Below are 14,542 nucleotides of genomic sequence, written 5' to 3' on the forward strand. Positions count from 1 at the left end.
CAAGCCATGCTGCTGATCCCTGCCATCGATTTGAAAGACGGCCAGTGCGTGCGCCTCAAGCAAGGCGACATGGCGCAATCCACCGTGTTCAGCGACGACCCAGCCGCGATGGCGCGCCACTGGGTCGAGCAGGGTGCGCAGCGCCTGCACCTGGTGGACCTGAACGGCGCCTTCGCCGGCAAGCCGCGCAACGAGGCCGCCATCCGCGCCATCCTGCGCGAGGTCGGCGACGAGGTCGACGTGCAGCTGGGCGGCGGCATCCGCGACCTCGACACCATCGAGCGCTACCTCGACGCCGGCCTGCGCTACGTCATCATCGGCACCGCGGCGGTGAAGAACCCCGGCTTCCTGCAGGACGCCTGCACGGCGTTCGGCGGCCACATCATCGTCGGGCTGGACGCCAAGGACGGCAAGGTCGCCACCGACGGCTGGAGCAAGCTGACCGGCCACGAGGTCATCGATCTGGCGCGCAAGTTCGAGGACTACGGGGTGGAGGCCGTGATCTACACCGACATCGGCCGCGACGGCATGCTCACCGGCATCAACGTCGAGGCCACCGTGCGGCTGGCGCAGGCGCTGTCGATCCCGGTCATCGCCTCCGGCGGGCTGTCGGGGCTGGACGACATCCGCCGCCTGTGCGAGGTGGAGTCCGAGGGGGTCGAGGGCGTCATCTGCGGCCGCGCCATCTACAGCGGCGAGCTCGACTTCGCCGCCGCCGTGCGGTTGGTCGATGAGCTCAGTGCCTAAGCCGCAAAGCCCTACCGCGATGCTGGCCAAGCGCATCATCCCATGTCTGGACGTCACCGGCGGGCGCGTCGTCAAGGGCGTCAACTTCGCCGGGTTGCGCGACGCCGGCGACCCGGTGGAGATCGCCGCGCGCTACAACGAGCAGGGCGCTGACGAGCTGACCTTCCTCGACATCACCGCCACCAGTGACGGGCGCGACCTGATCCTGCCGATCATCGAGGCGGTGGCCAGCCAGGTGTTCATTCCCCTCACGGTGGGCGGCGGCGTGCGCACCGTGGAGGACGTGCGCCGGCTGCTCAACGCCGGGGCGGACAAGGTCAGCTTCAACTCCGCCGCGATCGCCAACCCGCAGGTGGTGCACGACGCCGCGGCCAAGTACGGCTCGCAGTGCATCGTCGTGGCCATCGACGCCAAGCGCCGCAGCGCCGAGGAGGAGCGCCGCCCCGGGCCGGACGGTCAGCCGCTCGGCCCCGGCTGGGACGTTTATTCGCACGGCGGGCGCAAGAACGTCGGACTGGACGCGGTGGCCTGGGCGCGGCGCGTCGCCGAGCTCGGCGCCGGCGAGATCCTGCTGACCAGCATGGACCGCGACGGCACGCAGGCCGGCTTCGACCTGGCGCTGACGCGCGCCGTCAGCGATGCGGTCGAGGTGCCGGTGATCGCCTCCGGCGGCGTCGGCACGCTGGATCATCTGGTCGAGGGCATCCGCGACGGCGGAGCGGATGCGGTGCTGGCGGCCAGCATCTTTCACTACGGCGCCTACACCATTGCGCAGGCCAAGCGGCGCCTGGCCGAGGCCGGCATCCCGGTGCGCCTTTAAAAGGCCGCAAAGAAGCGATCGGGCTGCGCCGACCGTGTTACGCTTGCGGTCATGAGCTGGCTTGACGAAGTGCGCTGGGACGCTCAAGGGCTGGTGCCGGTGGTGGCGCAGGAGCGCGACAGCGGCGACGTGCTGATGGTGGCGTGGATGAACCGCGAGGCGTTGGCCAAGACCGCCGAGCTGGGCCGCGCGGTGTATTGGAGCCGCTCGCGCGGCCGCCTCTGGTTCAAGGGCGAGGAATCCGGCCACGTGCAGCAGGTGCACGAAATCCGGCTCGACTGCGACGGCGACGTCGTGCTGCTGAAGGTCACGCAGCTCGGCCACGAACCCGGCATCGCCTGCCACACCGGGCGACATTCGTGCTTCTTCCAGCGGCTGGACGCCGCCGCCGGTCACTGGGAGGCGGTCGAGCCGGTGTTGAAGGATCCCGAGGCGATCTACCGCTGAGGGCGCCGCCGATGACCCTTCCTGACACCCCCCAGGACGTGCTGCAGCGCCTGGCTGCTGTCATCGACAGCCGCAAGCCCGCTGCCGGCGGCGACCCCGAGCGCAGCTACGTCGCGCGCCTGCTGCACAGGGGGCCGGACGCCTTCCTGAAGAAGATCGCCGAGGAGGCCGGCGAGGTCGTCATGGCCGCCAAGGACCTGCAGCACGGCGCCGGCAGCGCGCAGGCGCTGGTCGGCGAGATGGCCGATCTCTGGTTTCACAGCCTGATTGCGCTGGCGCACTTTGGCCTCGGGCCGGCCGACGTGGTGGCCGAGCTCGCCCGCCGCGAGGGCCTGTCGGGCCTGGAGGAGAAGGCGCTGCGCAAGGCGCGCGCGCGCGAGCAGGCCGAAGCCGCGGCTGCCGCGCCCGATATGGAGGAGGGAACGAAATGAACGAACAATCCCCGATGGAAATCCCGACGCAGCCGGCACCGCCTGCCGCCGATGCCGAACGCCTGGCCAGCTTGCGACAGCTGACGTTGGTGGTCTATGTGCTGTATGCGCTGTCTTGGCTTGTGGGCATCACCGCGTTGGTTGCCATCATTGTGAACTACGTCAAACGCGCCGACGTCGCTGGCACGCTTTACGAAAGCCATTTCACTTGGCAGATCCGCACCTTCTGGTGGGGGCTGCTGTGGGCGGTGCTGGGCGCGTTGACCGCCGTGATCGGCGTGGGCTTTGTGATCCTGGTCGCGGCCTTCATTTGGACGGTGTATCGTCTGGTCAAAGGTTTTCTGTATTGGAACGATCGCAAGCCGCTGCCGGTCTGAGCCCGGCGGCCCGTCTCGCCATGTTGCACGACCCCAACTGCATCTTTTGCAAGATCGTCGCCGGCCAGGTTCCATGTCGCAAGGTGTATGAAGATGAGGAGCTGCTGGCCTTCCACGACATCAACCCGTGGGCGCCGGTGCACTTCCTGATCGTGCCGAAGGCCCACATCCCGTCGATGGCGCAGCTCACCCCCGAGCACGAGCGCCTGATGGGTCGCCTGATGGTGCTGGCGCCACGGCTGGCGCTGGAGCAGGGCTGCCTGCCGTACCCGCAGGGGGGCTTTCGCATCGTCTGCAACACCGGCGAGCACGGCGGGCAGGAGGTGCACCACCTGCACGTGCACGTCATCGGCGGCCCGCGTCCGTGGCGCAAGGGCTGAGGCGCGCCGGCGCGCTTTGCGGCACAATGCCAACCTCGGGCCGGGTGGCCGAGAGAAACCACTGCGGGTTTTAAAAGAAACCACTGAGGGTTTTAAAAGAAACCACTGCGGGTTTTCGGGCCTCGAAAGGATCGAGGCCGCTGGGGTCAGGCGGCCCCGACATTGTGGAGACAGTCATGGGTAGCTTTTCGATTTGGCACTGGCTGGTGGTGCTGCTGATCGTGGTGTTGGTGTTCGGCACCAAAAAGCTCAAAAACTTGGGCTCTGATCTTGGAGCCGCCGTCAAGGGCTTCAAAGACGGCATGGCGCACGGGACGGGCTCGTCCGACTCGGCGGCCAACACCAGCGCCGCGCCGCAAGTAACGGCAGACAAAGCCTCGGCTGACAAAGCCACCATCGATGTCGAAGCCAAGACCAAGTCGTAACCGTCCCGCTCTGACGCAGCCAAGCCATCGTCCCGCTGCGCGACGTGTTCAGCGAGGCGAAGTCGCTTTGTCATGATCGACCTGGGTATTTCCAAGCTCGCGCTGATTGGGGTTGTGGCGCTGGTGGTCATTGGCCCGGAGAAGCTGCCGCGCGTGGCCCGCACCGTTGGGGCGCTGCTTGGGCGCGCCCAGCGTTATGTGGCCGAGGTCAAGGCGGAGGTCAACCGCACCATCGAGCTCGAAGAGCTGAAGCGGATGAAAGAAACCGTGGAAAAAACCGCGCGCGAAGTGGAGACCCAGGTCAGCGCCACCGCTGCCGACTTCGAGCGCGAGTGGGCCGAGGTCACGGCGGGGCTGGATGGCCGCTCCAGCAGCGCATCCACACCCGATGATCCCCCAGCGTGGGCATCGTTGGGCACGCCACTGCAACCTCGTGCGACCCCGGTTCGCAAAAAGAAAAGCTTTCGTCTCCAGCGCCAAGCCGTGCCGCAATGGTTCAAGGCGCGTTCGGGTATCCGTCGCCATGCGCTGTCCGGCGCGGCGCGGGTGGCGCGCTACCGTCCCAAAAACCTGCCGCGCTGATTCATGGCCGACCCTCGCGATCCGAAAGATGACGAGTTGGCTGGCACCGAGCAGCCGTTCGTCGCGCACCTGATGGAGCTGCGCGACCGCATCCTCTACGCGCTCTACGGCATCGGTGCGGCTATGGCAGTGCTGGCCATTTGGCCAGGCCCCAGCGGGCTCATTGATTTCATTGCCACGCCGATCCGCGCCCACATGCCGCCGGATGCGCGCCTGATTGCGGTGGGGGTGTTCACGCCGTTCTTTGTGCCGCTGAAAGTGCTGATGATGGCCGGGCTTTTGCTAGCGCTGCCTTGGGTCATTTATCAAATCTGGGCGTTTGTGGCTCCGGGCCTTTACAGCCATGAAAAGCGCTTTGCGCTGCCGCTGATCGTGATCGGCAGCGCGCTGGCCTACCTTGGCATAGCCTTTGTCCAGTTTTTTGTGCTGGACAAAATGTTCGCCTTCATCCAGGGCGTCACGCCGGCCAGCGTCAACGCCACGCCCGATATTGCTTCGTATGTGGAAGCCATCCTTTCTTTGTATCTGGCGTTCGGTCTGGCTTTTCAGGTACCGGTGGTCGTGATGCTGCTGGTGCGCTTTGACATGGTCAGCATCGACAAGCTCAAAAGCTTTCGCGGCTACTTCATCGTGATCGCGTTTGTGATCGCGGCGGTTGTCACTCCGCCTGATGTGATCTCGCAAATCGCTCTGGCCGTGCCGATGTGCCTCCTCTATGAGTTAGGCATTTGGGGGGCGCGCTGGTTTGCCCGCGTCAGCCGGGCGCCGGACGATGAGCAATCGGGTGTTTCCTCGGTTGAGTAGGCAGGGTGGCTGCCCATGCTTATGGCTCGCCGCAAACTGCCGATCGGCATCCAGACCTTCGCCAAGATCCGTCTGGAGGGGCACTACTACGTGGACAAAACCCCGCTGATCGCGCGGCTGGCGGATCAAGGCGGGGCGTATTTCTTGTCCCGCCCGCGCCGCTTCGGCAAGAGCCTGCTGCTGGACACGATCGCCTGCGCCTTCGAGGGCAAGCGGCAGCTGTTCGACGCGCACGACGGCGCCGATGGCACGGCGCCGCGCGACAAGCTCTTCCTTGCCGACCACTGGGACTGGGCCAAGCCCCACCCCGTGATTCGCTTAAGCTTTGCCGAAGGCCGTCTGGAAAAGCGCAACGAGCTTGACCGCCACATCCGCCGCCAGCTGCGCGAGCAGGCGCAGCGGTTGGGCGTCGCGCTGGAAGACCCCGACGACATCCCCGGCAGCTTCGCCGAGCTCATCACCCGCGCCGCTGAGACCCACCACCGCCAGGCCGTGGTTCTGGTCGATGAATACGACAAGCCCATCCTCGACAACCTCGAAGCCCCTGAGATCGCCCGCGCCATGCGCGAGGGCTTGAGAAACCTCTACAGCGTCATCAAGGGAAGAGACGCCGACCTGCGCTTCGTGCTGCTGACCGGCGTGTCCAAATTCAGCAAGGTCTCCATCTTCTCGGGCCTCAACAACCTGCGCGACATCACGCTGTCGCCCGAATACGGCACGCTCTGCGGCTACACCGAGGAGGATATCGACACCGTCTTCGCGCCGGAGCTCGAGGCCGCCGCGGCGGAAGGCCAGGCACTGGACCGCGAGGAGATCCGGCGCTGGTACAACGGCTACCGCTGGGGCCCGGTGAGCGTTTACAACCCCTTTGACGTCTTGCTGCTGCTGGCCGAGCGGCAATTCCGCGCGCACTGGTTTGAGACCGGCACGCCGACGTTTCTGGTGCACTGGCTGCGCGGCAAGGGTTTTTTCACGCCGCGGCTGGAGCGCTTGCTCGCGGAAGAGGATTTGCTGTCGGCCTTCGATGTGGACGACATCGCCGTGGAGGCGATGCTGTGGCAGACCGGCTACTTGACAATCCAGCGCGTGGAAAACTGCGGCGGGCTGCTGAGCTATGAACTCGGCGTGCCGAACCGCGAAGTGCGCGGCGCGCTCAATCGCGCGTTGCTCTACTTCGGCTGGTACCCGGCCGAGCAGCGCCAGTTGCTGCAGCCGCGCGCGCTTTATCAGATGCTGCTGCAGGCCGACACCGATGGCCTGCGCGCGCACTTCGAGCGTCTTTACGCCAGCATCCCGCACGATTGGGTGCGCGCCAACCCCATCGCCCAGTATGAGGGCTACTACGCCAGCGTCTTCTACAGCCACTTGGCCAGCCTCGGGCTCGACATCGTGCCGGAGGAAGTCTCCAACCCGGGCCAGTGCGACCTCGTCATCCGCCATGCGGGCCGCGCGTGGGTGATCGAGTTCAAGGTCATCGATGGTGACGCCCCCACCGGCGAGGCGATGCGCCAGCTCAAGGCCCGCGACTACGCCGCCAAGCACCGCGGCGCGCCGGGCATCCACGAGGTGATCGAACTCGGCGTGGAGTTCAGCCCCACGAAGCGCCAGATCGTCGGGTGGGAGGTGGTGCGCGGTTAGAAACGCACCGCCCATTTTGCCGTGGTGCCGATGGAGACCGCGCTGCCGGGCAAACGCCACGGCTATCGGGCCAGCTCTTGCGATGAAGGACGTTGTCCAGGAACAACCCGGACTGTGCGCTCGCGGCCCTGCCGCCAAACTTGAAGCGTCACAGGTTGGCCGGGCTTGAGCGCTGCGACCGCGCCCAGCAGTCCCGGCACGTCGGCGACCGACACATCGCCCACTTTGGAGATGACATCCCCTGGCTCGATGCCCGCTCGCGCCGCAGGCCCATCTTGCAGCACCCCGGCAACCACCACGCCGCGCACCTCGCGCGGCAGGCCGAGGTGTTCGGCCCACTCAGGCTCCAGCGGTCGGGGCTCGACGCCGATCCAGCCGCGCGTGACGCGGCCATTGCGCACGATCGCTTCCATGACGTCGCGGGCGGTGGCAATCGGGATGGCAAAGCCGATGCCCATGGAGCCGCCCGAGCGCGAGTAGATGGCGGTGTTGATGCCGATCAGGCGGCCTTCCGCATCCACGAGCGCGCCGCCCGAATTGCCGGGATTGATGGCCGCATCCGTTTGAATGAAGTTTTCAAAGGTGTTGAGCCCAAGTTGACTGCGTCCCAGCGCGCTGACGATGCCGGCGGTCACCGTTTGCCCCACACCAAACGGGTTGCCGATGGCCAACACCCGGTCACCCACCTGCAGGGCGTCGGAGCGTCCCAGCACGATCGCGGGCAAGTCGCGCAGTTGCACGCGCAGCACTGCCAGGTCGGTGTCAGGATCGGTGCCGATCACTGCAGCGGTGGCTTGCCGGCCATCGCTGAGCTGCACCACGATTTCGTCGGCGCCTTCCACCACGTGGTTGTTGGTCAAGATGTAACCGTCGGGGCTGACGATGACGCCTGAGCCCAAGCCGGTTTGCAGCTCCGTATCCGCGCGGTCGCCAAAAAAGTAGCGAAACCAAGGGTCTTGGGCGTGCGGGTGGGTGGTCTGGGTCGTGGTGGTGATGCTGACCACCGCCGGCGCTGCAGCGCGGGCGGCGGCTGCCAGGCTGGCGGCCTCCACTGTGGGGCTGCGGGCGTCGGCGGCGCTTTCCAGCACGGGGATGCTGCGCACCCAGGCTGGCGGGCGTGCCAGCCATTGCGGCTTGAGCGTGGCCACCACGAACCATGCCGCCAGCAGCACGGTCACGCTTTGCGCGAAGGTCAGCCAAAGACGGCGCAAGTTCATGGCGCAATCGAGGAGACAAAGACCCCTATGCCTGCGGGGTTGATGTGGGTCAAGGCGTGCCCGACGATGTTGGCGTTCAATGAAGCCGTTGCCCGCGTGGGCGTTAACCAGGAGGTCGTCGTCATGAAAGCCATCATCGATCTGTTTTCTACCGATTATGGCCTGATGAGCCTGGGGGTCATCGCGTTTATGTTGGGCATGGGGGCGTTTTTTATTCGCTTGTTCACCCAGAAAGTCAACGCCACATCAGACCGTTCCTCCCGCTGAGTGGATGCGAAGGAGCGGGCAGAGACGAGCCATGGTGTCACAATCCTGCCCATGATGGGCAGTCCACAACATGACGCATGGGGATGCGCGCTGGCGGAGTTGGTGCAGGCCGCCGACGATTTGCTTGAGCCCGCGCGTTTTCATGATTACGGCCCCAACGGCTTGCAGGTCGAAGGTCGCGCGCGCGTGCGGCGTGTGGTGTCGGGCGTGACGGCCAGTCTTGCACTGATTGAGGCAGCAGCAGCAGCCGGCGCCGATGCCATCGTGGTGCACCACGGCTTGTTTTGGCGTGGGCAGCGCGGCACGGTCACGGGCTGGATGAAGGCGCGCTTGCAGCGCCTGTTAGCCCATGACATCAGTTTGCTGGCCTACCACCTGCCGCTGGACGCGCATCCGCAAGTGGGCAACAACGCCCAGTTGGCCCAGCTTCTGGGCTTTGTCCCGGAAGCGGAGACCTGGGCCCGCTTCGGCGAGCAGCAGCTGGGCTTTCTTGGGCGCAGCCCTCTGAGCGAGGCAGCGGCGCTGGCCGCCCACCTGGGTGTGAAGCTGGGGCGAGCGCCCATCTGGGTGCCTGGAGATGGGCGACCGATCCGCCGCGTGGCGTGGTGCAGCGGAGGGGCGCAGGGCTATTTCGAGGCGGCGGTGGCCGCGGGGGCTGATGCGTTCATCACCGGTGAGATTTCCGAGCCGCAAGCCCATCTGGCGCGCGAGACCGGGGTGGCGTTTTACGCCTGCGGCCACCACGCCACCGAGCGCTACGGCGCCCCTGCGTTGGGGGCTTGGCTGGCCGAGCGCTTGGGGCTGGAGCATCAGTTCATCGAAGTGGACAACCCGGCATGAAGGCGACCCAGGCAGCGACCACGCAGGCGCCCATCGCCCTCACCATGGGGGACGCAGCCGGCATCGGGCCCGAAATCATTGTGCGATTGTTCCAGCGCCACCCCGATTGGTCGCAGCGCTGCGTGGTGATCGGCTCCGGCGCCGCGTTGCGCCGCGCCGCCCAACTGCTGGGGGGAGCGCCCATCGCGGAACTGGCCGATCCGCTGGAGGCTGCGAACGTGCCTCCTGGAGCCATCCCGCTTTGGCCCGTGGTGGAGCTGCACGAGCCCTTGCCCCCTTGGGGGCAGGTGAACGCGGCGGCGGGTCGGGCGGCGGCCGAAGCGGTGGAACGCGCCGCGCAAGCAGCCCTACGAGGCGAGGTCGCAGCGGTGGTCACCGCGCCGCTTTCCAAGGCCGCGCTGGCGGCAGCCGGGGTGCCTTATCCGGGCCACACCGAACTCTTGCAGGCCGTGGCGGCGCGCCACTTGGGCGTGCCCGTGGAGCAGTTGCCGGTGCGCATGATGCTGTCCAATCGGGATTTGCGAACCGTGTTGGTCAGCATCCATGTGCCGCTGCGCCAGGCGCTCGATTGGGTGACAGGGCAGCGTCTGGACGAGACCCTGCGCTTAACACACGTGCACTTTACGCGCGTGTTGGGCTGGGGGCGCTGCCGCATCGCGGTAGCCGGGCTCAACCCCCATGCCGGCGAAGGCGGGTTGCTTGGCCGAGAGGAACTTGACATCATCGCGCCCGCCGTCGAGCGGGCCCGGGCGGCGGGGATGGACGTGCACGGCCCTTTGCCAGCTGATACGGTGTTTTGGCGCGCCCGGCAAGGCGAATTCGACGTCGTGGTCGCACAATACCACGACCAAGGTCTCATTGCGATCAAAAGCACCGGCTTGGCCGACGGGGTGAACTCCACGCTGGGCCTGCCCTTCGTTCGCACCAGCCCCGACCACGGCACCGCGTTTGACATTGCCGGGCGGGGTTGCGCCGATCCAGCCAGCATGGAGGCGGCGGTGCAGGCGGCTTGGCAGGCGTTGGCGTCGGGCCGCCATGCCCCATCTGTCCCCCTGGCAGCGTCACGTCCTGAAACGCCTCCTCACCTTCCCTTACAATGCCCGTGATTTGTGGGCGCGTAACCGGCGCGTAACCGCTGGACTGCGCCCTGCCGATGGAGAATTCCCCATGAGCGAAGCCACCGTGGATCCCGAACGTCGAACTTGGCTCATCACCTCGGCTGCCGTGGGGGGCGCCGGGGCAGTAGCCGTGGCGGTGCCGTTTCTGAGTTCGCTGGCTCCCTCCGAGCGTGCCAAAGCGGCGGGCGCTTCGGTGGAGGTGGACGTCTCCAAGCTGCAGCCGGGGGAAAAAGTCGTCGTCGAGTGGCGCGGCAAGCCGGTGTGGATCATGCGGCGCACCCCGGAGCAGTTGGCCACGCTGGAAAAAGTCGAAGACCAGCTCGCCGATCCCAACTCGGAGCGCAAAGCCTACCCGACGCCCGAATACGCCAAAAACCGCTACCGCTCGATCAAGCCGGAATACCTGGTGGTGGTTGGGATTTGCACGCACTTGGGTTGCTCGCCGGTGGACAAGCTGCAGCCGGGTCCGCAGCCGTCTTTGCCTGACGACTGGCAAGGCGGTTTTCTGTGCCCGTGCCACGGCTCCACGTTTGACATGGCGGGCCGCGTGTTCAAAAACAAGCCGGCGCCCGATAACCTGGAGGTGCCGCCGCATCGCTACCTCTCCGACACCGTGGTGCTGATCGGCGAGGATCCGCCCAAGGCTTGAGAACCCCTTGAGACACCCCACGCCCGCGCACGAGGGATCGATCATGGCTGAATTCAAGGAAGCTCCGGCTCACGCCACTGCTGGCCAAAAGCTGCTCACCTGGATCGACAACCGCTTTCCGCTCTCGAAAATGTATCGAGAGCATATGTCGGAATACTACGCGCCGAAGAATTTCAACGTATGGTATTTCTTCGGCTCGCTGGCCATGCTGGTGCTGGTGATTCAAATCGTCACCGGCATTTTTTTGGTCATGCACTACAAGCCTGACGCGTCGCTCAACGCCGCGGGGGTGCCAGTGGCTTTTGCCTCGGTTGAATACATCATGCGCGACGTGCCGTGGGGTTGGCTGATTCGCTACATGCACTCCACCGGCGCATCGGCCTTCTTCATCGTGGTCTATCTGCACATGTGGCGCGGGTTGATTTATGGGTCTTACCGCAAGCCGCGTGAATTGGTGTGGATTTTTGGCGTGGCAATCTTTTTGTGCCTGATGGCGGAGGCCTTTTTTGGCTACCTGCTGCCCTGGGGGCAGATGTCCTATTGGGGGGCGCAGGTGATCGTCAACCTGTTCTCGGCGATCCCCTTCATCGGGCCGGATTTGGCCATCTGGATCCGCGGCGACTATGTGGTGTCGGATGCGACGCTGAATCGCTTCTTTAGCTTTCACGTGATTGCCATTCCGCTGGTTTTGTTGGGCTTGGTGGTGGCGCACATCATTGCGTTGCACGAAGTGGGTTCCAACAACCCGGATGGCATCGAAATCAAGGCCACCAAAGGCCCCGACGGTAAGCCATTGGATGGCATCCCTTTCCATCCATACTACACAATCCACGATATTCTTGGCGTGGCGGTGTTCTTGCTGGTGTTTTCGGCGATCGTCTTCTTCGCGCCGGAAGCTGGCGGTTATTTCCTTGAGTTCAACAACTTCATCCCGGCTGACCCGATGGTTACGCCACCCCACATCGCGCCAGTTTGGTACTTCACGCCGTTTTATTCCATGCTGCGGGCCACCACCAGCGAAATGATGGTGGTGCTGGTGGCGGTGCTTTGGATTGCCGCGATCTTGGCGGCGCTGAAGTCCAGTGCCGGGGCGCTGGGCAAGCTCGGCATTCTTGCGGGTGCGCTGGCGCTGTCGGCGTTGATGCTGACGATCGACGCCAAATTTTGGGGCGTGGTCGTGATGGGCGGTGCGGTGATTATTCTGTTTTTCTTGCCCTGGCTCGACAGGAGTCCGGTGAAATCGATTCGTTACCGGCCGTCGTGGAATAAATGGCTCTACGGCTTGTTCGTCGTCAACTTTTTGGTGCTCGGGTATTTGGGTGTGTTGCCGCCGTCGCCGTTGGGTGAGCGCATCTCGCAGATCGGCACGCTGTTTTATTTCGGCTTCTTCCTGTTGATGCCGTGGTGGAGCCGCATCGGCGAGTTCAAGCCGGTGCCGGCCCGCGTGACCTTCCGTCCGCACTGAGGCTTGCAAGCCCCGTGATGAAGAAAGGGATAGCAATGAAGCGTTGGTTGGCAAACGGGGTGGCGGCGTTGGCCATGCTGCTGTTGGTCTCCGCACCGGTGCAGGCGGCCGGAACCGGTTTTCCGATGGACAAGGCTCCGCGTCTGAGCAACGACCAAGCCGCGTTGCAGCATGGGGCCAAGATCTTCGTCAATTACTGCCTCAGCTGCCATTCGGCTTCGTTCGTGCGTTACAACCGCCTCACCGAGCTTGGCCTGACAGAAAAGCAAATTAAAGAAAATTTGATGTTCACCACCGACAAAGTGGGAGATCAGATGATTGCTGCGATCTCGCCGCAGCAAGCCAAGGCGTGGTTTGGCGCGCAGCCCCCCGACCTGTCACTGATCGCGCGTTCGCGGGCCAGCCAAAGCTACAGCGGCACGGACTATCTCTACACTTTGCTGCGAGGCTACTACCGCGACCCGAACCGTCCCACAGGATGGAACAACGTCGTCTTTCATAACATTGGCATGCCGCATCCGTTGTGGGAATTGCAGGGGGAGCGCAAGCCGATCTTTGAAAAAGTTGGCAGTCCTGGACACGAGACCGAGGTGTTCCGCGGCTGGGAGGTGGTCAAGCCGGGGCAGCTGTCGGAGGCCGAGTATGATCGACTGGTGGCCGATTTGGTGGCTTATCTGGAGTGGATGGGCGAGCCAGTCAAGAACCATCGAATCCGGCTCGGGGTGTGGGTGATGATCTTCCTGGGCGTGTTTGCGGTCATCGCGTGGCGACTCAACGCGGCCTATTGGAAAGACGTCCGATAATCCCCATCTGCTGGGTCGCGCCGATGGCGGCCCGGTCGTGCAGTGGGAGCGCAGGCCTGCAGCCGCCTCCCACTGCTTTTGCTTTTCGTGGAGTGGAGCGACGACGTCATGATGGTTTTGTATTCGGGCACCACCTGCCCGTTTTCACATCGCTGCCGTTTCGTGCTGTTCGAAAAGGGCATGGATTTTGAAATCCGTGATGTGGATCTTTACAATAAGCCCGAGGATATTTCAGTGATGAACCCCTATGGGCAGGTTCCGATCCTGGTGGAGCGGGATTTGATCCTCTATGAGTCCAATATCATCAATGAATACATTGACGAGCGCTTTCCTCATCCTCAGCTGATGCCGGGGGATCCGGTCGATCGCGCCCGGGTTCGGCTGTTTTTGCTGAACTTTGAAAAAGAATTGTTCACGCATGTTTCGGTTTTGGAGCAACGTACGCCCAAGCCGACCGAAAAACAGCTGGAAAAAGCGCGGGCTCATATTCGCGAGCGACTCACACAGCTGGCACCGGTATTTTTGAAGAACAAATATATGTTGGGCGATAACTTTTCCATGCTGGATGTGGCGATTGCGCCGCTGCTGTGGCGGCTTGATCATTACGGCATTGAACTTAATCGCAATGCCGCGCCTTTGTTAAAATACGCGGAGCGCATTTTTTCGCGGCCAGCCTATATCGAAGCGCTGACGCCGTCCGAGAAGGTGATGCGCAAGTGATGGATGCCGATTCGCCCTCTATGCGGCCCTACCTGCTGCGGGCGGTGCACGAGTGGTGCACCGACCATGGGCTGACCCCGTATCTGGTGGTCGCGGTCGATCGCCGCGTGCAAGTGCCGCTGGAATACGTGCGCGATGGGCAAATTGTGCTGAACATCAGCTATGAAGCGACGGCTAATTTGCGCATCGACAACCAGGAGTTAACGTTCAAAGCCCGTTTTGGGGGCGTGGCGCGCGAAGTGGTGATCCCGATTGATCATGTCATTGGCATTTACGCGCGAGAGAACGGCCAAGGCATGGCATTTCCTCATCCGGACCCCGAGCAAAACGAGGATGAGGCCACTGCGGCCGGGCGACGCCCTGCGCTGCAAGTGGTGCATGATCGAGATGAGGGTGAAGAGGACTCAAGGGGCGAATCTTCCGACGAGACGCCCTCCCCGCCGCCTCCACGCGGAGGGCGCCCCGCGCTGAAGCGTGTGAAATAAGGTGCAGCAGGTAAAATGGCGCCTGTAAGGCTGCCGCTTTAGCTCAGCTGGTAGAGCGCCCGCCTTGTAAGCGGAAGGTCGTCTGTTCGAGTCAGACAAGCGGCACCAAGTCGGTTGGATTGAGAATCTGCGCGCAGTTCGGAGAAGCGTTCGCGGATTGAGGCCCTCTTCCTGACGCGTAGCGCTTAGGGTTCTGTTAGTGTACTCTAAACCTTCTTTCCTGACATAACGGATCGACGAAAGGAGAGAAGGACGAACGCGGAGCTGAAGCTGGCGCAGCAGCGGCTGTCGGTGCTGGAGCTGGCGCAGGCGCTGGGCAATGTGAGT

General features: G+C 64.1%; 19 protein-coding genes and 1 tRNA gene. 19 read left to right on the forward strand and 1 reads right to left on the reverse strand.

The annotated features are described in order from the left end of the window. Nucleotides 1-6 precede the first annotated feature (6 nt). The 10 genes from hisA (at nt 7) to Talka_RS05795 (ending at nt 6,651) form a co-directional block, all read left to right on the forward strand. On the forward strand, nt 7-747 hold the full coding sequence (gene hisA / locus Talka_RS05750) for a 1-(5-phosphoribosyl)-5-[(5-phosphoribosylamino)methylideneamino]imidazole-4-carboxamide isomerase (protein WP_143890159.1): 741 nt from the start codon (nt 7-9) through the stop codon (nt 745-747). Between the two features lie 19 nt (nt 748-766). Then, entirely contained in the window at nt 767-1,567 is an 801-nt protein-coding gene (gene hisF, locus Talka_RS05755; RefSeq protein ID WP_143890187.1) for an imidazole glycerol phosphate synthase subunit HisF, read from the forward strand. Nucleotides 1,568-1,618: 51 nt separating this feature from the next. After that, nucleotides 1,619-2,014 (forward strand): phosphoribosyl-AMP cyclohydrolase, encoded by a 396-nt coding sequence (hisI, locus tag Talka_RS05760; RefSeq protein WP_143890160.1) that lies wholly within the window; start codon nt 1,619-1,621, stop codon nt 2,012-2,014. Between the two features lie 11 nt (nt 2,015-2,025). Continuing rightward, the gene (locus Talka_RS05765) at nt 2,026-2,445 is read left to right on the forward strand and encodes a phosphoribosyl-ATP diphosphatase (protein WP_143890161.1); all 420 of its coding nucleotides are present in this window, start codon (nt 2,026-2,028) and stop codon (nt 2,443-2,445) included. After that, entirely contained in the window at nt 2,442-2,822 is a 381-nt protein-coding gene (locus tag Talka_RS05770; RefSeq protein ID WP_185970074.1) for a DUF4870 family protein, read from the forward strand. Before Talka_RS05765 ends, Talka_RS05770 begins: the two co-directional genes overlap by 4 nt. A gap of 20 nt (nt 2,823-2,842) precedes the next feature. Further along, nucleotides 2,843-3,202 (forward strand): histidine triad nucleotide-binding protein, encoded by a 360-nt coding sequence (locus tag Talka_RS05775; RefSeq protein WP_143890162.1) that lies wholly within the window; start codon nt 2,843-2,845, stop codon nt 3,200-3,202. Between the two features lie 176 nt (nt 3,203-3,378). Next, nucleotides 3,379-3,627 (forward strand): Sec-independent protein translocase subunit TatA, encoded by a 249-nt coding sequence (tatA, locus tag Talka_RS05780; RefSeq protein ID WP_143890163.1) that lies wholly within the window; start codon nt 3,379-3,381, stop codon nt 3,625-3,627. 72 nt (nt 3,628-3,699) lie between these two features. After that, complete coding sequence (gene tatB, locus Talka_RS05785; protein ID WP_143890164.1) at nt 3,700-4,209, forward strand: Sec-independent protein translocase protein TatB; 510 nt, start codon at nt 3,700-3,702, stop codon at nt 4,207-4,209. 3 nt (nt 4,210-4,212) lie between these two features. Next, complete coding sequence (gene tatC / locus Talka_RS05790; protein WP_143890165.1) at nt 4,213-5,013, forward strand: twin-arginine translocase subunit TatC; 801 nt, start codon at nt 4,213-4,215, stop codon at nt 5,011-5,013. A 21-nt stretch (nt 5,014-5,034) separates the two neighbouring features. Beyond that, nucleotides 5,035-6,651 carry an ATP-binding protein gene (locus tag Talka_RS05795; protein WP_143890166.1) on the forward strand — a complete coding sequence of 539 codons (1,617 nt, stop codon included), beginning with the start codon at nt 5,035-5,037 and terminating at the stop codon, nt 6,649-6,651. Between the two features lie 62 nt (nt 6,652-6,713). Here Talka_RS05795 and Talka_RS05800 read toward each other — a convergent pair whose 3' ends face one another. Continuing rightward, nucleotides 6,714-7,862 carry a S1C family serine protease gene (locus Talka_RS05800; RefSeq protein ID WP_143890189.1) on the reverse strand — a complete coding sequence of 383 codons (1,149 nt, stop codon included), beginning with the start codon at nt 7,860-7,862 and terminating at the stop codon, nt 6,714-6,716. 129 nt (nt 7,863-7,991) lie between these two features. On the opposite strand from Talka_RS05800, the gene Talka_RS05805 reads away from it, so the two are divergent. From Talka_RS05805 to Talka_RS05845, 9 genes are all read left to right on the forward strand, one after another. Next, nucleotides 7,992-8,135: a DUF3149 domain-containing protein gene (locus Talka_RS05805; protein WP_185970079.1), complete on the forward strand. Its 144-nt coding sequence runs from the start codon at nt 7,992-7,994 to the stop codon at nt 8,133-8,135. A gap of 51 nt (nt 8,136-8,186) precedes the next feature. Beyond that, nucleotides 8,187-8,975 carry a Nif3-like dinuclear metal center hexameric protein gene (locus Talka_RS05810; protein WP_425472637.1) on the forward strand — a complete coding sequence of 263 codons (789 nt, stop codon included), beginning with the start codon at nt 8,187-8,189 and terminating at the stop codon, nt 8,973-8,975. Continuing rightward, the gene (gene pdxA / locus Talka_RS05815; protein ID WP_143890167.1) at nt 8,972-10,081 is read left to right on the forward strand and encodes a 4-hydroxythreonine-4-phosphate dehydrogenase PdxA; all 1,110 of its coding nucleotides are present in this window, start codon (nt 8,972-8,974) and stop codon (nt 10,079-10,081) included. Before Talka_RS05810 ends, pdxA begins: the two co-directional genes overlap by 4 nt. Nucleotides 10,082-10,142: 61 nt before the next feature. Then, nucleotides 10,143-10,742: a ubiquinol-cytochrome c reductase iron-sulfur subunit gene (petA, locus tag Talka_RS05820; protein WP_143890168.1), complete on the forward strand. Its 600-nt coding sequence runs from the start codon at nt 10,143-10,145 to the stop codon at nt 10,740-10,742. A gap of 43 nt (nt 10,743-10,785) precedes the next feature. Then, a complete protein-coding gene (locus Talka_RS05825; RefSeq protein ID WP_143890169.1) occupies nt 10,786-12,207 on the forward strand; it encodes a cytochrome b in 1,422 nt (473 codons plus the stop codon). A 17-nt stretch (nt 12,208-12,224) separates the two neighbouring features. Further along, a complete protein-coding gene (locus Talka_RS05830; RefSeq protein WP_143890192.1) occupies nt 12,225-13,010 on the forward strand; it encodes a cytochrome c1 in 786 nt (261 codons plus the stop codon). An 87-nt stretch (nt 13,011-13,097) separates the two neighbouring features. Then, nucleotides 13,098-13,730, forward strand: a complete 633-nt coding sequence (locus Talka_RS05835; RefSeq protein ID WP_425472638.1) for a glutathione S-transferase N-terminal domain-containing protein — start codon at nt 13,098-13,100, stop codon at nt 13,728-13,730. Further along, nucleotides 13,730-14,215 carry a ClpXP protease specificity-enhancing factor gene (locus Talka_RS05840; RefSeq protein ID WP_185970075.1) on the forward strand — a complete coding sequence of 162 codons (486 nt, stop codon included), beginning with the start codon at nt 13,730-13,732 and terminating at the stop codon, nt 14,213-14,215. The genes Talka_RS05835 and Talka_RS05840 overlap by 1 nt, the downstream gene beginning before the upstream one ends. A gap of 32 nt (nt 14,216-14,247) precedes the next feature. Further along, nucleotides 14,248-14,323: transfer RNA gene (locus tag Talka_RS05845), tRNA-Thr, on the forward strand. The last annotated feature ends 219 nt before the right edge of the window (nt 14,324-14,542 follow it).

Origin of the sequence: Tepidimonas alkaliphilus, assembly GCF_007556595.1 — a bacterium.
GTDB lineage: Bacteria > Pseudomonadota > Gammaproteobacteria > Burkholderiales > Burkholderiaceae_C > Tepidimonas > Tepidimonas alkaliphila.

Coding starts and splice junctions, on each gene's coding strand:
- hisA (WP_143890159.1), top strand. CDS start 7: ATGCTGCTGATCCCTGCCATCGATTTGAAAGACGGCCAGTGCGTGCGC.
- hisF (WP_143890187.1), top strand. CDS start 767: ATGCTGGCCAAGCGCATCATCCCATGTCTGGACGTCACCGGCGGGCGC.
- hisI (WP_143890160.1), top strand. CDS start 1,619: ATGAGCTGGCTTGACGAAGTGCGCTGGGACGCTCAAGGGCTGGTGCCG.
- Talka_RS05765 (WP_143890161.1), top strand. CDS start 2,026: ATGACCCTTCCTGACACCCCCCAGGACGTGCTGCAGCGCCTGGCTGCT.
- Talka_RS05770 (WP_185970074.1), top strand. CDS start 2,442: ATGAACGAACAATCCCCGATGGAAATCCCGACGCAGCCGGCACCGCCT.
- Talka_RS05775 (WP_143890162.1), top strand. CDS start 2,843: ATGTTGCACGACCCCAACTGCATCTTTTGCAAGATCGTCGCCGGCCAG.
- tatA (WP_143890163.1), top strand. CDS start 3,379: ATGGGTAGCTTTTCGATTTGGCACTGGCTGGTGGTGCTGCTGATCGTG.
- tatB (WP_143890164.1), top strand. CDS start 3,700: ATGATCGACCTGGGTATTTCCAAGCTCGCGCTGATTGGGGTTGTGGCG.
- tatC (WP_143890165.1), top strand. CDS start 4,213: ATGGCCGACCCTCGCGATCCGAAAGATGACGAGTTGGCTGGCACCGAG.
- Talka_RS05795 (WP_143890166.1), top strand. CDS start 5,035: ATGGCTCGCCGCAAACTGCCGATCGGCATCCAGACCTTCGCCAAGATC.
- Talka_RS05805 (WP_185970079.1), top strand. CDS start 7,992: ATGAAAGCCATCATCGATCTGTTTTCTACCGATTATGGCCTGATGAGC.
- Talka_RS05810 (WP_425472637.1), top strand. CDS start 8,187: ATGATGGGCAGTCCACAACATGACGCATGGGGATGCGCGCTGGCGGAG.
- pdxA (WP_143890167.1), top strand. CDS start 8,972: ATGAAGGCGACCCAGGCAGCGACCACGCAGGCGCCCATCGCCCTCACC.
- petA (WP_143890168.1), top strand. CDS start 10,143: ATGAGCGAAGCCACCGTGGATCCCGAACGTCGAACTTGGCTCATCACC.
- Talka_RS05825 (WP_143890169.1), top strand. CDS start 10,786: ATGGCTGAATTCAAGGAAGCTCCGGCTCACGCCACTGCTGGCCAAAAG.
- Talka_RS05830 (WP_143890192.1), top strand. CDS start 12,225: ATGAAGAAAGGGATAGCAATGAAGCGTTGGTTGGCAAACGGGGTGGCG.
- Talka_RS05840 (WP_185970075.1), top strand. CDS start 13,730: ATGGATGCCGATTCGCCCTCTATGCGGCCCTACCTGCTGCGGGCGGTG.